General features: G+C 44.1%; 17 protein-coding genes. All 17 read left to right on the top strand.

The annotated features are described in order from the left end of the window. Positions 1-3 precede the first annotated feature (3 nt). The 17 genes from ACTJKG_RS15765 to ACTJKG_RS15685 all read left to right on the top strand — a co-directional run bounded on the left by ACTJKG_RS15765 (position 4) and on the right by ACTJKG_RS15685 (position 19,296). Positions 4-570: a gluconate 2-dehydrogenase subunit 3 family protein gene (locus ACTJKG_RS15765; RefSeq protein ID WP_172336870.1), complete on the top strand. Its 567-nt coding sequence runs from the start codon at positions 4-6 to the stop codon at positions 568-570. A 139-nt stretch (positions 571-709) separates the two neighbouring features. Next, complete coding sequence (locus ACTJKG_RS15760) at positions 710-1,861, top strand: Gfo/Idh/MocA family protein (RefSeq protein ID WP_440739781.1); 1,152 nt, start codon at positions 710-712, stop codon at positions 1,859-1,861. Between the two features lie 7 nt (positions 1,862-1,868). Beyond that, positions 1,869-2,921: a sugar phosphate isomerase/epimerase family protein gene (locus ACTJKG_RS15755; RefSeq protein WP_440739780.1), complete on the top strand. Its 1,053-nt coding sequence runs from the start codon at positions 1,869-1,871 to the stop codon at positions 2,919-2,921. Between the two features lie 188 nt (positions 2,922-3,109). Further along, positions 3,110-4,417, top strand: a complete 1,308-nt coding sequence (locus ACTJKG_RS15750) for an MFS transporter (RefSeq protein ID WP_440739779.1) — start codon at positions 3,110-3,112, stop codon at positions 4,415-4,417. Between the two features lie 143 nt (positions 4,418-4,560). Continuing rightward, on the top strand, positions 4,561-5,001 hold the full coding sequence (locus ACTJKG_RS15745) for a c-type cytochrome (RefSeq protein ID WP_172336873.1): 441 nt from the start codon (positions 4,561-4,563) through the stop codon (positions 4,999-5,001). Positions 5,002-5,029: 28 nt separating this feature from the next. Continuing rightward, positions 5,030-6,274: a nucleoside permease gene (locus ACTJKG_RS15740; RefSeq protein WP_440739778.1), complete on the top strand. Its 1,245-nt coding sequence runs from the start codon at positions 5,030-5,032 to the stop codon at positions 6,272-6,274. Between the two features lie 3 nt (positions 6,275-6,277). Then, positions 6,278-7,171, top strand: a complete 894-nt coding sequence (locus tag ACTJKG_RS15735; RefSeq protein WP_440739777.1) for a hydroxypyruvate isomerase family protein — start codon at positions 6,278-6,280, stop codon at positions 7,169-7,171. Positions 7,172-7,221: 50 nt separating this feature from the next. Then, positions 7,222-8,097 carry a sugar phosphate isomerase/epimerase family protein gene (locus ACTJKG_RS15730; RefSeq protein ID WP_172336876.1) on the top strand — a complete coding sequence of 292 codons (876 nt, stop codon included), beginning with the start codon at positions 7,222-7,224 and terminating at the stop codon, positions 8,095-8,097. A gap of 120 nt (positions 8,098-8,217) precedes the next feature. Then, positions 8,218-8,988, top strand: a complete 771-nt coding sequence (locus ACTJKG_RS15725; protein WP_440739776.1) for a 3-keto-disaccharide hydrolase — start codon at positions 8,218-8,220, stop codon at positions 8,986-8,988. Positions 8,989-9,300: 312 nt separating this feature from the next. Beyond that, positions 9,301-10,095, top strand: coding sequence for an NIPSNAP family protein (locus tag ACTJKG_RS15720; protein ID WP_440739775.1), 795 nt, complete (start codon positions 9,301-9,303; stop codon positions 10,093-10,095). Positions 10,096-10,530: 435 nt separating this feature from the next. Further along, entirely contained in the window at positions 10,531-11,775 is a 1,245-nt protein-coding gene (locus tag ACTJKG_RS15715) for an efflux RND transporter periplasmic adaptor subunit (RefSeq protein WP_172336879.1), read from the top strand. 103 nt (positions 11,776-11,878) lie between these two features. Then, on the top strand, positions 11,879-13,336 hold the full coding sequence (locus ACTJKG_RS15710; RefSeq protein WP_172336880.1) for a TolC family protein: 1,458 nt from the start codon (positions 11,879-11,881) through the stop codon (positions 13,334-13,336). Between the two features lie 129 nt (positions 13,337-13,465). Then, a complete protein-coding gene (locus tag ACTJKG_RS15705; protein WP_172336881.1) occupies positions 13,466-14,131 on the top strand; it encodes an ABC transporter ATP-binding protein in 666 nt (221 codons plus the stop codon). A gap of 23 nt (positions 14,132-14,154) precedes the next feature. Then, entirely contained in the window at positions 14,155-15,399 is a 1,245-nt protein-coding gene (locus tag ACTJKG_RS15700; protein WP_440739774.1) for an ABC transporter permease, read from the top strand. 23 nt (positions 15,400-15,422) lie between these two features. Then, positions 15,423-16,616, top strand: coding sequence for an ABC transporter permease (locus ACTJKG_RS15695; RefSeq protein WP_440739773.1), 1,194 nt, complete (start codon positions 15,423-15,425; stop codon positions 16,614-16,616). Positions 16,617-16,637: 21 nt separating this feature from the next. Continuing rightward, positions 16,638-18,011 carry a sigma-54-dependent transcriptional regulator gene (locus ACTJKG_RS15690; protein WP_440739772.1) on the top strand — a complete coding sequence of 458 codons (1,374 nt, stop codon included), beginning with the start codon at positions 16,638-16,640 and terminating at the stop codon, positions 18,009-18,011. Next, positions 17,995-19,296, top strand: coding sequence for a sensor histidine kinase (locus ACTJKG_RS15685; RefSeq protein WP_440739771.1), 1,302 nt, complete (start codon positions 17,995-17,997; stop codon positions 19,294-19,296). Before ACTJKG_RS15690 ends, ACTJKG_RS15685 begins: the two co-directional genes overlap by 17 nt. The last annotated feature ends 383 nt before the right edge of the window (positions 19,297-19,679 follow it).

The raw sequence follows: 19,679 nt of genomic DNA, 5'->3' as shown, positions 1-19,679 counted from the left end.
ACCATGAATAGAAGAGAAGCTTTAGGCAGGGTTGGATTGATACTGGGAGGTACCATTATCGGCGCTGAGTTTTTTATCTCGGGCTGTAAACCAAGCTCCAAAAAAGTGAACGAATTGTTTGATGAAAACAACGTTGCTTTATTTGATGAAATTGGCGAAACCATTTTACCTGCTACCAGCACCCCAGGAGCCAAAGCCGCCGCTATAGGCAAATTTATGGCCCTGATGGTTCAGGATTGCTATAAACCAGAGGATCAGAAGATATTTGTAAAAGGTATATCTGATCTTGATGAGGCCAGCAAGAAAAAATTCAGTAAATCGTTTATGGAAGCCGATGCTAAACAACGCACCGAATTGCTTACCGAGCTGGATGCCGAACAAAAGAACTACACCAAAAACAAAAAGCCCGAAGATCCGAACCATTACTTCCGTATGATGAAAGAGTTAACCCTGCTGGGTTACTTTACCTCGGAAGTTGGTGCAACTAAAGCCCTGCGCTACATTGCTGTACCCGGACGTTATGACGGCAACGTGCCCTACAAAAAAGGTGATAAAGCCTGGGCTACCTGATAAATTAGTTTTTAGTTTCAGGTATCAAGTAGCTAGTATCAAGTATCAAGACGAGGAAAACAACGTCTTGATATTTGACATTTATAGCAGATCCTGATACTTGGTACTAACTACTTGATACTAACACATTAAACTACAAATGAAACTAAGATTAGGAATGATCGGTGGTGGTCAGGGCGCGTTTATTGGCGCCGTGCACCGCATAGCCGCACGTATAGATGGTGAATATGAACTGGTTTGCGGCGCTTTTAGCAGCAATGCCGAAAAATCACAAGCCAGCGGTTTGTTATTGGGATTACCCGCCAACCGCATCTACAACTCATACACCGAACTCATCGAAAAAGAAAAACAACTGCCAGAGGACCAGCGCGTACAGGTGATCAGTATTGTAACACCCAACCACGTACACTTCGCCCCAACAAAAATGGCGCTGGAAAATGGCTTTCATGTTGTTTTAGATAAACCCATGACTTTTTCTTTAGCCGAAGCCAAAGAGCTGGATAAAATAGTTAAGGCTACAGGTAAATTATTTTGCCTTACCCATACCTATACCGGCTACCCGATGGTAAAAGAAGCCAAACAATTAATAAAAGCAGGAAAATTAGGGGCCATCCGTAAAGTGTATGTAGAATATCCGCAGGGATGGCTCAGCAGCTTTTTGGAAGGCGATGATAATAAACAGGCTTCATGGCGCACCGATCCGGGTAAAAGTGGCATAGCAGGCGCCATGGGCGATATCGGTACCCACGCCTTTAACTTGGCCGAATATGTGACTGGTTTAGAGGTTACTAAAATTTGTGCCGATATAAATATCGTAGTTGAAGGTCGCAAATTGGATGATGACGGTGCCGCGCTGCTTAAATTCAACAATGGTGCGAGCGGCGTACTAACCGCTACCCAGATTGCCGCTGGCGAAGAAAATAACGTTAAAATACGCGTTTACGGCGAAAATGGCGGACTGGAATGGCACCAAAGCGATGCTAACTCATTAACCGTGATGTACACCGACAAACCGATGGAGGTATGGCGCACAGGCGGTGGTTACACCAGTTCGTTCGCGCAGCATAATACCCGTACACCCGCTGGTCACCCCGAAGGTTACCTGGAAGCCTTTGCCAACCTTTACCGCAACTTTGCGTTAACCGTTAAAGCTGGTATTGAGGGCAGAACTGCAACACCCGAAGAACTGGATTTTCCGGGAGTAAAAGAGGGGGTACGAGGCATGGCATTTATTGAAAATGTAATAGCCTCGGGCAAATCAGATAAAAAGTGGACTGAATTTTCTATTTAAAAAAACTATGACAACTATAAAAGGACCTGCCATATTTTTAGCGCAGTTTATAGGCGATACAGCGCCATTTAACAGTTTGGAGTCTATTTGTAAATGGGCCGCAGGCCTGGGTTACAAAGGCGTTCAGCTGCCAACCAATGATGCCCGCTTTATCGATCTGCAAAAAGCTGCCGAAAGCAAAACTTATGCTGATGAGATCAAAGGCATTGTGAACGCTGCCGGTTTGGAGATCACAGAACTATCAACCCACTTGCAAGGTCAGCTGGTAGCCGTAAACCCAGCTTATGATTCGCTATTTGATGCTTTCGCACCGGAGGCTGTTCGTAATAACCCGGTTGAAAGACAAAAATGGGCTGTGCAGCAAGTAAAATATGCCGCGCAGGCTTCCAAAAATTTAGGACTAAACGCCTCTGTAACTTTCAGCGGAGCTTTGCTTTGGCCAATGGTTTATCCATGGCCGCAACGTCCTGCAGGTATAGTAGATACCGGATTTGATGAGCTGGCTAAGCGCTGGAAACCGATCCTGGATGTGTATGAAGACAACGGCATCGACCTTTGCTACGAAATTCACCCGGGCGAAGATCTGCATGATGGGATCACCTATGAAATGTTCCTGGAAAAAGTAAACAATCATAAACGCGCCAACCTGTTGTATGATCCATCGCACTTTGTACTACAATGTCTGGATTATCTTGAATATATCGACATCTATCACGAGCGCATCAAAATGTTCCACGTAAAAGATGCCGAATTTAACCCTACTGGCCGCCAGGGTGTTTATGGTGGTTACCAGAACTGGGTAGATCGCGCGGGCCGTTTCCGCTCGCTGGGTGATGGCCAGGTTGATTTCAAGGGTATATTTAGCAAGTTAACTCAATATGATTATAAAGGGTGGGCCGTATTAGAATGGGAATGCGCGCTTAAACATCCGGAAGATGGGGCAAGAGAAGGTGCCACATTTATCAAGGATCATATCATCAGGGTTACCGAGCGTGCTTTCGACGATTTCGCGGCATCAGGTTCTGATGAAGCTTTTAACAGGAAAACGCTGGGGATATAATCACCCCTTGTCCTAAAATACTTTGTCATCCTGAGCGTAGCGAAGTATCTGCTCGTCTGCATACATGTTCACGAATAGATACTTCGCTACGCTCAGCATGACAAAACATAAAGGTGATAAGTGAGAAGGTAAAAGCATTATATTTGGTAACCAATTAACCAATTAAATTAAAACCTAATTATCTTTAAATGCAAACCATTAACCGTACACAGCTTTTCAGGGCCAGTTGTTTATCTCTGTTAGTAACATCACTATCCTTTGGTATCCGTGCAGGTATATTGAACGATCAGGGCGTCAGATTTCACCTTAATGGCTCAGAACTGGGCACTATTGCTGCAACAGCTTTTTGGGGCTTCCCCTTAGCTATCATTGTGGGGGGCTTTATTGTAGATATCATCGGCATGAAAAAATTGCTGGTATCGGCTTTTGTTTTTCATTTGATAGGTATCCTGCTTACCATTTTCGCTAATGGATACTGGACCCTGTTTCTGTCGACACTGATGATCGGTATCGCCAACGGAACGGTCGAGGCTTCCTGTAATCCGTTGGTGGCTTCTTTATATACCGACAATAAAACCACCAAGCTTAATCACTTTCACTTGTGGTTCCCGGCGGGTATCGTGATCGGTACATTGGTTGTGTTTGGGCTGGATACAGCGCTGGCGCATGGTGTATCTCCAAAGCCTTACTGGATATCGCAGTTAGAAGTAGCCATTATGCTTATTCCAACATTGATTTATGGCTTCCTGTTCTCCAAACTGGAGTTCCCGGTTACCGAAAGGGTATCAGCAGGTGTAAGCACAAGCGATATGTATGTTTCTTTGATGAACCCTTTATTTCTGTTCATGATCATCTGTATGTTTGGTACTGCTATAACAGAATTATTTACTAATCAATGGACGGATGTGTTGTTCAAAACAGTTACGGATAATGCTATCCTGATTCTCACTTTCGTGGCATCGGTACAGGTATTGGGCAGGGCGTTTGCTGCTCCTATTGTGCATCGCCTGGCTCCGCAGGGCGTGCTGCTTATTTCGGCCATCTTATCTGCACTGGGAATTTACCTGATGATTCATTTGCACGGTGATGCCATTTATTTTGCCGCTGTTGTTTTTGGATTGGGTGTAGCCTTTTTCTGGCCATGTATGATAGGCTTTGTAGCCGAAAATCTGCCACGTACCGGAGCTGTTGGCTTAAACCTGATGGGCGGTGCAGGCATGTTCGGCGTATCTATTTATATGATATTTATGGGCGGCCATTATGATGCTATCATGGCTCAGAAACTTCCGGCCGGAGCCAGTCTGGACGCTTATCGATCAGCAGCGGCAGGTACGGATATGGCCAAGGCTTTTGATGCTGCCCGGTCAGCCGCCGGTCCCGAAGTACTGAATACCACGCTCATTATTCCTGTAGCATTGATAGTTGCTTTCGGCGGTTTGGTATTATATATGCGCGGCAGAAAAAAAACAACGCCATTAAATACAGTTACCGTGTAAAAAGTACACTGATTATGATAAAAAATTGTATTTTTCGGCCGTATTATTCACCAATCCCAAAAAAACAGAAGTAAACCGGGCAGCTTAGTAAAAATAAAACAGATATGACCCTGCCAGGTTATTATTAAAAAAACAAAAAACTCATGAAAAAGGCTTTTTTTATTCTTTGTATCAGCGCGGTAGTTACAGCTTGCGGTAGCAATTCATCAAACAAAGGCGGTAGCGACAGCACCAGCGCGGCAAACCAAACCGCAAAAGCGGCTGATGCTAATGCTGATACCGTTGTAGCAAAAACAGGTACAGAAGCGGCTGGCGGATCAGCAGGTTCAGCCAAAGGCGAAAGTTTAATTGCTGCAGCAGATTGCAATACCTGCCATAAGGTTGATGTAAAAATAATAGGTCCTGCGTTTCAGGATGTAGCGGCTAAATATCCAGCTACAGAAACCAACATTGAAACCCTGGCTAAAAAAGTTATTGACGGTGGTAAAGGTAACTGGGGCGATATCCCAATGACACCACACCCAACTGTATCTTTAGATGATGCTAAAGAAATGGTTAAATACGTTTTATCCCTGAAAAAATAACCTGATTTCATCTACTTAAAAAACAACTATGACCACTGGAATCAGGGTAAAACTTTCTGCCATGATGTTCCTCGAATTTTTTATTTGGGGAGCATGGTTTGTAACATTAGGAGCATTCTTAGATAAAACACTACATGCCACAGGCGTTCAGGCCGGATCTGTATTTTCTACCCAATCATGGGGTGCTATCATAGCGCCTTTTATTATTGGCTTAATTGCCGACAGGTATTTTAACGCCGAAAAAATATTAGGTATACTGCATATAGCAGGCGCTGTACTCATGTATCAGATGTACAAAGCATCAGATGTAGGCGCGTTTTACCCGTATGTATTGGGTTACATGATATTGTATATGCCAACGCTTGCGCTGGTAAATTCCGTTTCATTTAACCAGATGACCGATCCGGAGAAGGAGTTTTCTTCTATCCGTGTTTGGGGAACTGTAGGTTGGATATTGGCGGGGGTATCGATAAGCTATTTGTTTAACTGGGATTCACCCAATGGCATTGCTCAGGGCTTTTTAAAAAACACCTTCCTCATGGCAGGAATTGCTTCCCTGGTTTTAGGTTTATTCAGTTTCACACTGCCAAACACTCCGCCTAAGGTTGCCAAAGGCGAAAAAGTTAGCGTTTCGCAGGTACTTGGTCTTGATGCATTGAAACTGCTGAAAGACAAGAACTTTGCGGTGTTCTTTGTGGCTTCTATCCTGATCTGTATTCCATTGGCGTTCTACTACCAAAATGCAGGCGCCTTTTTAGCCGATATTAAGGTTGATAACCCAACCGGGAAAATGGCTATTGGTCAGGGTTCGGAGGTGTTGTTCCTGCTTTGCCTGCCTATCTTCTTTAAGAAATTCGGGTTTAAAAAAACAATCCTGGTAGGTATGCTGGCATGGGCGGTTAGGTACGCGATGTTTGCTTACGGTAACGCCGGCGAATTAAGCTTCCTGTTGCTCACAGGTATCGCGCTTCATGGTGTTTGTTATGATTTCTTCTTTGTTTCCGGACAGATCTATACTGATTCAAAGGCGGGTATTCAATATAAAAGCGCCGCGCAGGGTATGATAACCCTGGCTACTTATGGTGTAGGTATGTTGATCGGCTTTTATATTGCCGGGTTAATTTCCGACAGTTATAACAGTCCTGCCGGGCATAATTGGAAAATGATATGGCTGATACCTGCCGGTATAGCGGCTGTAGTGTTTATCCTGTTTGTGCTGTTCTTTAAGGACAAAAAAGATAGTGAAGCTATTAATCAACCTGCAAATAACTAAACAATGGCATCAAACCAAAACCGGAGATCGGCTATCAAAAACATGCTTGCGGGCACGGCGGCAATCACAGCGTCGGGCGTGCTTACCTCATTTACATCAACCGAACAAGATAAACAGATGTTACCTGATACGCTTAAAGGAAATATTAACCACGCGGTTTGCCGCTGGTGTTATGGCGATATAAGTGTGGAGCAACTTTGCATAGCTGCCAAAGATATCGGCATCAAAGGGATCGACCTGGTTGGCCCTGCCGACTGGCCTACGCTTAAAAAGTATGGCCTGTACTCATCTATGTGTAATGGTGCCGAGATAAACCTCACCGATGGTTTTGGTGATAAGCAGTTTCATGCCCAATTGCAGAAGAACTATACGGAAATGATCCCTAAGGTGGCAGCTGCAGGGTATAAAAACCTTATCTGCTTTAGTGGTAGCCGCCGTGGTAAGGATAACGAAACCGGCTGGAACAACTGTGTGGAAGGTCTGAAACCCTTGGTAGCTCTTGCCGAAAAGCATAATGTAGTATTGGTAATGGAACTGCTGAACAGTAAGATAGACCATAAAGATTACCAATGCGACCGTGTATCATGGGGGGCTGAGCTTTGCAGAAGACTCGGCTCCGAAAACTTTAAGCTGCTGTATGATATATACCACATGCAGATAGATGAAGGCGATGTGATCCGTAATATCCGAGACAATCACCAATACATCGCGCACTATCATACCGGTGGTGTACCCGGTCGTAACGAGATTGATGATACACAGGAATTATATTACCCGGCCATCATGAAAGCTATAGTAGGCGTAGGGCATAAAGGCTTTGTAGCACAGGAATTTATTCCGAAGCAGCCAGATCATATCGCTTCTTTACGTAAAGCGGTACATATCTGTGATGTTTAAACCTTATGGTTTGCAGCTGCTCTAACAATACACTAACCAAATAATTATACATGACAACCAGAAGAACATTCTTAGCACAAGCCGGATTAGTTGCGGCAGGTGTAATGATAAAACCTAATTTACTATCGGCCAAAAGCACCAATGGTGTCGGGCTGCAATTATATAGTCTGCGCGATCAATTACCAAAAGACGTAAAAGGCGTGATAGCGCAGGTAGCGAAAGCTGGATATAAAGAAGTAGAAACCTTTGGTTTTAATCAGCAAACCGGTTACTGGGGTTTACAAGGTAAAGATTTTGGTCAGCTGTTAAAAGATAACGGCTTGAGCACACCAAGCGGGCACTATGGTCTTGACCAGTATTTTGGCAGCGGTAAAACCGACGATCTGAAAGCTTATATCGAAGTAGCCAATACCATCGGTCAAACGTATATCATCATCCCTTCGCTGAATCATAACTTCATCAAAACCGTTGACGACTGCAAAGGCGTTGCCGAAAAGATGAATAAGATTGCAGAGATATGCAAGGCATCCGGCTTAAAGCTGGGCTATCATAACCATAATTTTGAATGGCACCCGGTTGGCGATACTACTTTTTATGATGTAGTATTGAACAATACCGACCCTAAACTGGTGAACATGGAAATGGACTTGTACTGGGTGGTTCGTGCCGGTCAGGATCCGTTGGCTATATTCCAGAAACATCCGGGTCGTTTTACCTTTGTACACATTAAGGACCGTGATAAAACCAATGCCGAACTGAACACCGAAATTGGCAATGGCGATATTGATTTTAAAACCATTTTAGGCAAAGCCAAACTGGCCGGCATTAAACATTTTATTGTTGAGCAGGAAAACTATACCAATATCGATCCGTATGTGAGCATTGCCAAAAGTGCATCGTATTTGAAAAATACACTACATGTATAAGAGGGAGGCAAGAATCAAGAGCCAAGAATCAAGAAAAAAGCACTCGCTGCTATATTCTTAAGTCTTGATTCTTGACTCTTACATCTTGATTCTCAATTTAAAACCAACTATAATACTGATATGAAATATCCAATTGTATTAACAGCGCTTTTAGCAGGAAGCTTTTTTGTAGCCAGCGCGCAACAGGCAAAACCAGAAGATACCGAAACCTGGGAACCAATACCAAAAGTAGTTGTTCCGGGAAAAGTATTGGGCGAGGCCCCGTCTGACGCTATTGTTTTATTTGATGGCAAAAATCAGGACGAATGGGTTTCTGTGGCTGATCAAACACCGGCAACATGGGTGGTTAAAGGCGGTATTTTAACCGTTGATAAAACCAAAGGCAATATCGAAACCAAAAGAAAATTCACCAATTACCAGTTGCATATTGAGTGGCGCGTACCTGCCAACATTGCCGGCGAAGGACAGGCCCGCGGTAATAGCGGTATTTTCCTGGCCTCATTAGGCAAAGGCGATGCCGGTTATGAGCTACAGGTTTTAGATTCATACCAAAACAAAACTTATGTTAACGGTATGGCTGGCAGTTTGTACAAACAAGCTATCCCATTGGCAAACCCTTGCCGTAAACCAGGCGAATGGAACGTGTATGATGTAATCTGGACCGCACCAGTATTTAATGAGGATGGTTCATTAAAATCAGCAGCCAAAGCTACCGTATTCTTTAACGGTGTACTGGTTGAAAATAACTTTGAACTATGGGGCCCAACCCAATACATTGGCAAGGCATCATACGAAGGTAAAAAACATGGTGCCGCTCCAATCAAATTACAGGCACACGGTGATAAAAGCGAACCGCTTAGCTTCCGGAACATCTGGGTACGCGAGTTGTAATATCTCATATTCGTTTAAAAAAAATCCAGGGCCCGTAAGCGATAGCTTATGGGCTTTTTTGAATAATAGCCATGATTCATTACTTATAAAAACATGTCATTGCAAGCGCAGCGTGGCAATCTCCTCGCATGCATATTGAACGCGATGAGATTGCTTCGTCGTTCCTTCTCGCAATGACATAAAGGGAATATGCCATGAGTAGTAGCGTCAAAGGGCGACACCCTTTTAATATTGTTTATTCCTATTTTCTACTTATTAAAAAAACAAAAAATCACCAGATTTGAACCTATCTTTACCGCATTTAATAAACTCATGAAATCACTTTACCAAACCCGTTATTCACTGTTCGCGTTGATATTATTTTTTATGCTGGGGCTGTCGGCTTCCTCGGCTATGGCAGCTAAAAGGTCTTATTATCAGCTTAAAATATATCATTACAAAACCGCAGCGCAGGAGGGAAGGATTGAGCGTTACCTGGAGCAAGCCTATGTGCCGGCTCTGCACCGGGCAGGTATAAAAAACGTGGGTGTATTTAAACCGGTTAAGCAGGATACTGCCGATATGCGTATTTATGTTTTTATCCCTTTCGCCACTTTTGATAAACTGGTGAATATGGGTAAAAAACTGCAAGGCGATACCGAATATTTAACCAATGGCGACGACTATATCAATGCCGATTATAAAGATGCACCTTATACCCGTATAGAAACCATTGTATTGCAGGCTTTCCCGGGTATGCCCTCCCCGGCTGTACCCAATTTAACAGGCGCCAAAGCCGACAGGGTATATGAACTGCGCAGCTATGAAAGTGCAACCGAAAAGTATAATTTTAACAAAGTGCGTATGTTTAATGTAGGCGACGAAGTAGGCTTGTTTAAACGCCTTGGTTTTAATGCTGTGTTTTACTCCGAAGTGATTGCCGGCAGCCGTATGCCCAACCTTATGTACATGACCACTTTTAACAACAAGGCCGACCGCGACAAGCACTGGGAAGCTTTTAATAATGACGCCTACTGGAAAAGCCTCGTAGCCAAACCGGAATACCAGAACAATGTATCGCATGCGGATATTATATTTTTGTATCCGGCAGCCTATTCGGATTTTTAAATTTATTTTCCATCATGTCATTTCGACCGTAGGGAGAAACCTTATACGATTAGTTCATCCCGCGCAAAAGATTTTTCGCTCCGCTCAAGAGATAGTTTCTCCTCGTACCTCGTTCGAAATGACATTTTGTTATTTAATTCTTCACACAAAAACAGATTTGTAATGCTGAACGGAGTGAAGCAGCTATTCACCAACAAGCATGTGGATTAATAGATCCTTCGTTCCTCAGGATGACAGAATATTTAAAGACTTACGAAGTTTTCAAAACTTCGTAAGTCTGGATTCCCACTCCCCACACCCAATCCCACCTGTCCATTATCATCAAAAATGTCCGGAATCGATCATTTTTTGAAAATATAAAATCAGTAATTATTTGATAGCCAATATTTTAATATTGGTATAGCTCTTGCAAATCCCTATCCAAAAAGTATCAAAATGGATAAGGAAATAGCCCTTGAAGTAACTACGCAAAAACGCCGGAAAGCCGTACTGATCGTGATGATCGTAATCAGCGGTTTGGTGCTGGCTGTATGGATACTGAGGGGATTCATCAAGTCATCAATAAACAGATCACAAATTACTGCTTCGGCTGTTCAGGTGGGTAATATCGAAAACACTATCAATGCTACCGGTGAGGTTTTACCCGAGTTTGAAGAGATCATCACCAGCCCCATCAATGCCTCCATCAAAAACGCCCTGATGGATGCCGGTAATAAAGTAAATGTGGGGCAATCCGTCATCACACTTGATAAAACCGCTACTCAAACCGAGTATGATAAGCTCAACTTTCAACTGGAATCAAAACGCAACGAGATCAGCAAACTAAAACTCGACCTCGGCAAAAGTTTTTATGATATCAAGTCGAACAACGATATCAAACAACTACACATCAGCAACCTGGCCGATGCGGTTGAAAACGCCAAACGCCTGTATAAGGCAGGCGGCGGTACCCGCGAAAATATTGAACAGGCAGAGCTTAACCTGAAGGTGGCCCAGCTGGAAAAAAAGCAGCTGGAAAACGAGATCAAAAATAAGCAGCAAACCATGCGGATAGAGATCAAGGAGGCCGAGATTGCCGCCGCCATTCAGCAAAGCGACCTGAGCGCCCTGCAACGCAAGCTTAACCTGGCTAACATAGTGGCTACCCGCAAAGGGGTGATTACCTACGTAAACAAAAACATAGGTGCCAATATACATGAAGGTGAAACGCTGGCCCGCATAGCCGATCTGGGCAGTTTTAAGGTGCAAGGCAGCATATCTGATAATTCGGTTGATCAGTTACATGCCGGAATTCCGGTTATTGTGAGGGTGAATGATAACCAGCTGCGCGGTCACGTGACCAATGTATCGCCATCCATTCAAAACAGCATTATTTCTTTTGATATCCAGCTGGACGATCGCTCCAGCAAGCTGCTGCGACCCAATATGAAAGTAGATGTTTTTTTGGTAACTGCAGCACATAGCAAGGTAATGCAAGTGGCCAATGGCCCGGCATTTAAGGGATCATCGCTCCAGGATATTTTTGTGATTAATGGCTCAAAAGCCGAGCGCCGGACGGTTCATATCGGCCTCAGCAATTTTGATTTTGTGGAGATTAAAGGCGGTGTAAAACCTGGCGATGTGGTGATCACCTCGGATATGAGCGAATATAAAAACTCAAAAGAGGTAACTATTAACTGATAAACCACTCAGCTCCTGTGGGAAGGGAGTTCTTCATAACATTAATCCTCCTGCCAGAGGGCGGGAGGATTGAGTGGATAGCAGATCAATATATTAAAGGAAAATGAGGATTCTATACATCATAAGTTTGTTAACCATGAGCGCAGGGGCATTTGGCCGCAGTAACAGCGATACACTGCGGCTAACCCTGCAGCAGGTGGTTGAAATGGCCAAGGCAAACTCCATAGCGGCTAAACAGGCGGCTACCGTACGCGAAACCAAGTACTGGGAATACCGTACCTATAAATCAAACTATCAGCCGCAGCTGGCCCTGAGCGGTACCCTGCCAGATTATAATAAAAACTTTACCCAGGTACAGCAGCCCGATGGTACCATATTGTTTCAGCCTGTGCATAATGATAACTCATCCCTACAATTGGATTTTAGCCAGAGTATTACCGCTACCGGCGGTACTATTTACGGCAGAACCCAACTACAGCGTTTTACCGATTTCGACAGACATAACGCCTTGTATAACGGTGTTCCGTATAGTATTGCTTATACACAGCCGCTTTTTCAGTTTAACCAACTCAAATGGGATAAAAAAATTGAACCGCTAAAATATAACGAGAGCAAACAGAAGTATATCGAAGACCAGGAAAATATAGCGGTTACTGTTGAAGGGTATTTTTTTGATCTGTTGCTGGCGCAGGTTAACTTGCACATTGCCGAAACAAATTATACCAATACGCAAAAAATAATGGCTATAGCCAATATCAAGCTCGATTTAGGGAAAGTATCAAAAAACGAAATATTGCAATTACAGTTGGAACTGATCAACGCTAAAAAAGCAGTAGGTACCGCCAAACGCGATATTGAAGTGGCTACCCTCAATCTTCGTAGCTACACCGGACTGGAAGATGACAGCAAAATTGTATTGGCAATACCCCAAAATATCAGCCAGATGACGGTTACATCAGATAAGGTTTTGGCCGAGGCCTATGCCAACCGGGCAGATGCTATAGGGTTTTTACGGAAAGTAGCAGAAGCTAAAAGGGATGTAGCTAAAGCCAAAGGCGAAACGGGTTTGAAAGCAACGCTTAATGCTAACCTGGGTTTTTCAAATACGGCCACCAGTATTACCGGGGTTTACAATAACCCGCAAAACCAGCAGATAGTACAGTTAACGCTGTCGGTACCTATATTGGATTGGGGCAGGTCAAAATCGCGCACCAAAACGGCGCTGGCTAACCAGCAACTTACGGAGTATACGGTGGAGCAGGATAAGCAAACTTTTAAACAACAAATTGTAACGCAGGTATCCCTTTTTAATATGATGAAAGAGCAACTGGTATATACCGCCGAGGCCGACAGCATAGCCTCAGAAAAATATAAAATAGCCCGCGAACGCTACGTGCTGGGCGATCTGGGCATCACCGATCTGGGCATTGCCTTCCGTGAAAACGATCAGGCCAAGCGCGATTATATCACCTCGCTCCGCGATTTCTGGGGAGCCTATTACCAACTGCGCCAGCTGTCGTTATATGATTTTGAAACCAACCATAAGATAACGTACCAGTAGGGGAATAAGTCAAAAGTAAAAAGTCAAAAAAATAAACAAATCACTAATTCACTAAATCACTAATTCACTAAATAATTACCTAAGCCTTATCACTAATTCACTAAATCAATAATTCACTAATTAAAAAATATGATCCGTTTACAAAACATTGAGAAAGTATACCGTACAGATACTATCGAAACACTGGCCCTTAACAGCATTAGTCTTGATGTGGCCAAAGGCGAATTTTTATCCATTATGGGGCCATCGGGCTGCGGCAAAAGTACGCTGCTTAATATCATGGGATTGCTGGATACACCGTCCAAAGGCGACATCAGGATAAGCGATCAAAAGACCGATCATTTATCCGATAAGCAACTGGCGCAGTTCAGGAACCAGAAACTGGGTTTTATTTTTCAGAGCTATCATTTGATCAATGATCTGCAGGTGTTGGATAACGTAGAGCTGCCGCTATTATACCGTAACACTACCGCCAAAGAGCGCAAAGAATTGGCTACGGAAGCGCTGGCTAAAGTAGGATTGTCTAACCGTATCAAACACTTCCCAACGCAGTTATCGGGTGGTCAGCGGCAGCGTGTGGCTATAGCTAGGGCCATTGTTGGCAGGCCGGAAATTATCCTGGCCGATGAGCCAACCGGCAACCTGGACAGCGCCATGGGCAACGAGATCATGGATATCCTTATCAACCTTAATCGTAACGAGGGTACCACCATTGTGATGGTAACACACGATGAAAATATGGCCCACAAAACGCACAGACTTGTGCGCTTATTTGACGGTTCGCAGGTTCAGTAATACATCAGCTAAAAATTAATATCATGCTTAAAAATTATTTCAAAATAGCCATAGCGGTATTAAGGCGCAGAAAGTTCTTCACCTTTATCAGTCTGTTTGGCATTAGTTTAACACTTACGGTATTGATGGTGCTTGCCGCTTTTATTGAAAAGGTTACCAACCCGGTTTATCCGGGCGATAAAAATAGCCGGTCGCTGTATATCAAACGGTTAACCTACACCTCAAAAAAAGGATGGATAAATAGTGGTGGCTCCTCCTTTTATTTTTTAACCCATTATGCAGGCAGTTTAAAAACGCGGGTTAAAATGGCTATTGTTTCCAGCAATACTTCATCAAATGCGTATGTGAATAACAAAAAAATAGTGATCGACATGAAGTACACCAATGCCGATTTGTGGAATATTGCTAATTATCAGTTTATAGAAGGAAAGCCATTTACCCCTGACCAAATTAACAAAGCCGACCGTGTAGCCGTAATCTCCGAGCGTACCCGGAACGAATATTTTGGCGATGCTGTTACCGTAGTTGGTAAATACATTGAAGCTGATAATATAAGCTACCGGGTAACAGGTGTAATTAAAAACGTGCCAGAGATTGAGGAAGTTTTTTATGCCAATATGTTTTTGCCTTATACTGTAGCTAAGAGTGATTACCGGAATAAGGACTTTTGGGGCGATTACTCCGCGATATTACTTGCGCCATCTGAACAACTGGTAACGAAGATGCACACCGAGTACGAGCAAATGGTTACCCGGATACCCATACCCGATAACATGAAAAAGGATTTTGATACCCTGCATTCCGATGCCGACACATACTTTGAAACCTTTACCCGCGGTTTTTTTGGCAATGCCGATAATGCAGGTTATGCACGCTTTTTGCTTTTCATGAGCCTGTTTGTTTTGTTGTTTATGTTGCTGCCCACCGTAAACCTGGTTAATGTAAACATCACCCGCATCATGGAGCGCTCGTCTGAAATTGGTGTGCGCAAGGCTTTCGGGGCTTCATCAAAAACATTGGTTTACCAGTTTATTACAGAAAATATCATACTCACCATATTGGGCGGTATTATTGGTGTTATACTGACCATAATTATTTTACAGGTTATTAACAGCAGCGGATTTATACCTGATCTTGATCTCACTATCAATCCCGCGGTATTACTGTATAGTTTACTGGCTTGCTTGTTTTTTGGCCTGTTATCCGGCGTGTATCCAGCCTGGCGAATGTCAAGACTTAATGTGGTAACCGCCTTAAAGGCGCAATAATTAAACCTTTAATCAAAACTTTTATGATAAAGCATTTATTCAAACTCATCTGGAATAAAAAGAAGCAAAACTTTTTATTGATCACCGAAATATTTATTTCGTTCCTGGTCATCTTTGGGGTGTTTACCTCCCTGGTCTATTATTACCGCAACTACAAAAAACCAATGGGCCTTACTTATAATAACGTTTGGGTTATTAATTTTCAAAACAACAAGCAGTTTCACACTACCGACTCCGTAACGCAGTATTACGCCACTCTGACTGCTATGCTCAAAAATATGCCGCAGATAAAAACGCTCAGTTATGCATCAAGCAATATTCCGTTTACCAGTAGTACAAATACAACCAGGCTTATTTATAAGGGACGGGAAATAAGGCCCATTAACTTTTACCGTACCGGCGATAACTATCGTGAAGCTTTCAATATGAATTTATTGGAGGGCCGTTGGTTTAACCAGGATGACGTGGTAAGCATCAATAGGTCGGTAGTTATCAATGCTTCGCTTAGGGAAAGTTTATTTGGAAATGGCCGGGCCTTAGGGCAATTAATAGACGATAGCCAGGACGATAAACATGTTAGAAAGATAAAAGTAATAGGTGTTGTGCAGGATGTTAAAGACAAGGGCGACTATTTACCATCGGGTATGGCTATGTACAATCGTGTAGATACCGGCGACATGCGCTATATAAGTAAGTTGGTCATCAAAGTATCGCCCGATGCAGATGCGGCTTTTGAGAGCAAATTGTATAAAACCGTGGCCAGCTATATGAAGGAAGCATCGGTAGAGATAGAGCATTTTTCAAAGAAACGGGAAAGCACCAACAGGAGTACTTTAATCCCCATCATCATATTCTCTATTGTAACCGCTTTTCTTATTATTAATGTATCATTGGGTATTTTTGGCGTGTTATGGTATAATATCAACCGTCGCCGGGGCGAGATTGGGCTGCGCAGGGCAGTAGGAGCGTCAGGCGGCTCGGTTTCATCACAGTTGATCACCGAATCGTTGATATTGGCCACTCTATCTTTAATTATCGGTGTGTTTTTTGCCGTGCAGTTCCCTTTACTTCATGTGTTTAATATGGAGGCGGGCATTTATGTAACCGCCATATTCCTGGCTATCCTGTTCATTTACACGCTGGTATTACTGTGCTCGTTATACCCGGGCAGGCAGGCCGCGGCAATTTACCCGGCGGTGGCTTTACATGAAGAATAATTACGATATTAACCTGCTGTTATGATATTGGTTATTGATGATGATTTAGCGGTACGCACCTCGCTGGTATTGTTGCTCAAAGGCGAAGGCTATGATGTGCAGTGTACCGAAGGCCCGGCCGAAGCATTGAAGGCTATCCGGAAGCAAAATCCGGAGCTCATTATACTCGATCTTAATTTTTCTATAGATACATCCGGTCGGGAAGGGCTTGATCTGCTGGCTAAAATAAAACAAATCAACAGCAGTATACCCGTGATACTGATAACCGGCTGGGGCAGTATTGAACTGGCGGTAGCCGGTATGAAAATAGGCGCCAGCGACTTTATCAATAAACCCTGGAGCAACGAACACCTGGTGCAATCGGTAAAAACCCTGCTCGATCTGCAGGATAATAAAGCCGGTCACCGCACCCGCTCACAGCTCGACAAAAGCTACAACTTTCAGCACATTATAGGCCAGGACCCTAAAATGCTGGATATACTGGAAACCATTGGCCGCGTAGCTCAAACCGATGCTTCGGTACTCATCATGGGTGAAAGCGGAACGGGTAAGGAACTGATTGCCGAAGCTATCCATCAAAACAGCCTGCGCCGTAACAAGCCATTTATCAAGGTTAATCTGGGTGGTATCAGTACCTCCTTGTTTGAAAGTGAGATGTTCGGCCATATCCGCGGGGCGTTTACCGATGCCCGGTTTGACAGGATCGGTCGTTTTGAAATGTCCAATAAGGGCACCATATTTTTGGATGAGATTGGTGATCTGGATGCCAGCAGCCAGGTAAAACTGCTGCGCGTATTGCAGGACCGTACCTACGAGGTGCTGGGCAGCAGCCGCACTAAAACAGTTGATGTACGTATTGTCTGCGCTACCAACAAAAACCTGAACGACATGGTGAGCAAGGGTACTTTCCGCGAAGATCTGCTTTACCGCATCAACCTCATCACGGTTTACCTGCCCGCCCTGCGCGACAGGCCAAAGGACATCCCTTTACTGGTGGAGTTTTTTATCAATAACTTAAAAGATATTTATAATCGGCCAAAGCTATCCGTAGCGCCGGCCGCTATGAAATGGTTGCAGCAATTACCGCTGCCCGGCAATATCAGGCAATTGAAAAACCTGGTGGAGCGCTCTATCCTGGTGAGTAAAAAAGATGAACTTGGTATTGATGATTTCCGCTCACAGCTGGAGCTATCGCCGGTAAAAAAAGGTAATATGCAGCTGCCCGGTGTAGGGACCCTCACACTGGAAGAGGTAGAGGTAGAGATGATCAAACGCGCTATGGATCACCATAAAAATAAAATAAGCCGGGCCGCCGCCGCGCTGGGCCTCACACGCAGCGCCCTTTACCGCCGCCTGGATAAATACCAGATCCCTTACGATGAAGCTGAGGACTAAATATATTTTATTTGTGGTTACCCTGCACCTGTTAACACTGGTGCTCACTTACTTTATTTTTAACGATAATAAGCTATTCTTCATTGCCTCAGAGGTTGTTGTCATCATTTCGGCCATCATAGCCTGGCAGCTTTACCGCCAGTTGATACAACCGCTAAAACTGTTAATGCAGGGCGTAGATGCCATTAAGGATAAGGATTTTAACGTAAAACTAATCTCCACCGGTAAACATGAGGTTGATGAACTGATTGGGGTATATAACCGGATGATGGATGAGTTAAGAAAGGAGCGTACCATGCAGGAACAGCAGCATTTTTTTTTAGAAAAACTGATATATACATCCCCAACGGGCATCATCATTCTGGATTATGATAACCGTATACAACAGGTAAATCCCAAGGCGCTGCAACTGCTGTCGGTTAATGAGGAAGCCCTAAAGGGACACTCCATTTATGAATTAGAGCATCCACTGATACAACAGATCCGGAACTTACAGTCGGGCGACACGGTTGTGGCCCGGATTGATGGTATAAGTTCCTTTAAACTGCAAAAATCACACTTTGTGGATAGGGGATTCTCGCGCCATTTTATCATGATCGAAGATCTGACCGCCGAGATCCTGGCCGCCGAAAAACAGGTGTACGGCAAGGTGATCAGGATGATGGCACACGAGGTGAACAATACCATCGGTCCGGTGAATTCCATTATGCAGTCGGCTATGCATACCGATCAGCTTTGGGAGGGTCATGAATTTGATGTGCTGAAAGATGCCCTGCAGGTAGCTATGGACCGAAACCAGAACCTGAACCATTTTATGCGCAATTTTGCCGATCTGGTAAAACTGCCCCCGGCCAACAAGCAACCCGTTGTACTGCAAAAAATAATCAATTCGGTAGCGGCTCTCATGAGCGCCAAAGCCCGCGAAAACGACGTGGTATTTGAGTTGGAGCTACCCGCAGATGATATCCACCTCAAAGCCGACGAACAGCAATTAGAGCAGGCATTCATCAATATTGTAAAAAACGCGGTGGAAGCTATAGAGGATGGGGGTACCGTGAAATTTACCATCATCCCCGCCAAACGCTTACTGCTCATCACCGATACAGGCAAAGGCATTAGCGCCAGCGAGCATACCGGCCTCTTCTCCCCATTTTTCAGCACCAAAAAAGACGGGCAGGGGATAGGTCTTACCCTGGTGCGGGAGATATTGCTCAACCACGGCTTCGAATTCAGCCTCAAAACTGTGGCTGATAAACAAACGGAGTTTAGGATACATTATAGTTAAGGCATCTGTTTAAAGGGAGACACATGTGATGTGCCTCTACGAAAAAGAAAATTGTAGAGACGCATTACATGCATCTTTTTGTTAATTCACTCTCCACAGTCGTCCGGCTCCAGCCGAGTGACGATTATCAACAGGTCGCCGGCCTGCGATTCAAACATAACCTTGCTTTTTACGGCGGCCAGAGGCCGGGTAATAATGGTCACTCGGCTTGAGCCGAGCGACTGCATAGGGGGTAATTACCTCCACGTCATTGCGAGCGTAGCGTGGCAATCCCCAATTAGCAGGGCCGTTCTGTAAGTAGGGGATTGCCACGTCGTTCCTCCTCGCAATGACGGATAGTTTTATGGTCGAAAAGAGGCCAACCCACCATGCTTCGACGATGC

The sequence above is a fragment of the Mucilaginibacter sp. 22184 genome (assembly GCF_052045695.1).
In the GTDB taxonomy this organism is placed as follows: Bacteria; Bacteroidota; Bacteroidia; order Sphingobacteriales; family Sphingobacteriaceae; genus Mucilaginibacter.
This window is presented reverse-complemented; position numbering and strand designations above follow the sequence as displayed.

Bases quoted from the DNA above. Each gene is read 5' to 3' on its own strand.
- ACTJKG_RS15765 (WP_172336870.1), top strand. From the start codon at position 4: ATGAATAGAAGAGAAGCTTTAGGCAGGGTTGGATTGATACTGGGAGGT.
- ACTJKG_RS15690 (WP_440739772.1), top strand. From the start codon at position 16,638: ATGATATTGGTTATTGATGATGATTTAGCGGTACGCACCTCGCTGGTA.
- ACTJKG_RS15700 (WP_440739774.1), top strand. From the start codon at position 14,155: ATGCTTAAAAATTATTTCAAAATAGCCATAGCGGTATTAAGGCGCAGA.
- ACTJKG_RS15730 (WP_172336876.1), top strand. From the start codon at position 7,222: ATGACAACCAGAAGAACATTCTTAGCACAAGCCGGATTAGTTGCGGCA.
- ACTJKG_RS15755 (WP_440739780.1), top strand. From the start codon at position 1,869: ATGACAACTATAAAAGGACCTGCCATATTTTTAGCGCAGTTTATAGGC.
- ACTJKG_RS15740 (WP_440739778.1), top strand. From the start codon at position 5,030: ATGACCACTGGAATCAGGGTAAAACTTTCTGCCATGATGTTCCTCGAA.
- ACTJKG_RS15685 (WP_440739771.1), top strand. From the start codon at position 17,995: ATGAAGCTGAGGACTAAATATATTTTATTTGTGGTTACCCTGCACCTG.
- ACTJKG_RS15715 (WP_172336879.1), top strand. From the start codon at position 10,531: ATGGATAAGGAAATAGCCCTTGAAGTAACTACGCAAAAACGCCGGAAA.
- ACTJKG_RS15710 (WP_172336880.1), top strand. From the start codon at position 11,879: ATGAGGATTCTATACATCATAAGTTTGTTAACCATGAGCGCAGGGGCA.
- ACTJKG_RS15745 (WP_172336873.1), top strand. From the start codon at position 4,561: ATGAAAAAGGCTTTTTTTATTCTTTGTATCAGCGCGGTAGTTACAGCT.
- ACTJKG_RS15720 (WP_440739775.1), top strand. From the start codon at position 9,301: ATGAAATCACTTTACCAAACCCGTTATTCACTGTTCGCGTTGATATTA.
- ACTJKG_RS15705 (WP_172336881.1), top strand. From the start codon at position 13,466: ATGATCCGTTTACAAAACATTGAGAAAGTATACCGTACAGATACTATC.
- ACTJKG_RS15695 (WP_440739773.1), top strand. From the start codon at position 15,423: ATGATAAAGCATTTATTCAAACTCATCTGGAATAAAAAGAAGCAAAAC.
- ACTJKG_RS15735 (WP_440739777.1), top strand. From the start codon at position 6,278: ATGGCATCAAACCAAAACCGGAGATCGGCTATCAAAAACATGCTTGCG.
- ACTJKG_RS15760 (WP_440739781.1), top strand. From the start codon at position 710: ATGAAACTAAGATTAGGAATGATCGGTGGTGGTCAGGGCGCGTTTATT.
- ACTJKG_RS15750 (WP_440739779.1), top strand. From the start codon at position 3,110: ATGCAAACCATTAACCGTACACAGCTTTTCAGGGCCAGTTGTTTATCT.
- ACTJKG_RS15725 (WP_440739776.1), top strand. From the start codon at position 8,218: ATGAAATATCCAATTGTATTAACAGCGCTTTTAGCAGGAAGCTTTTTT.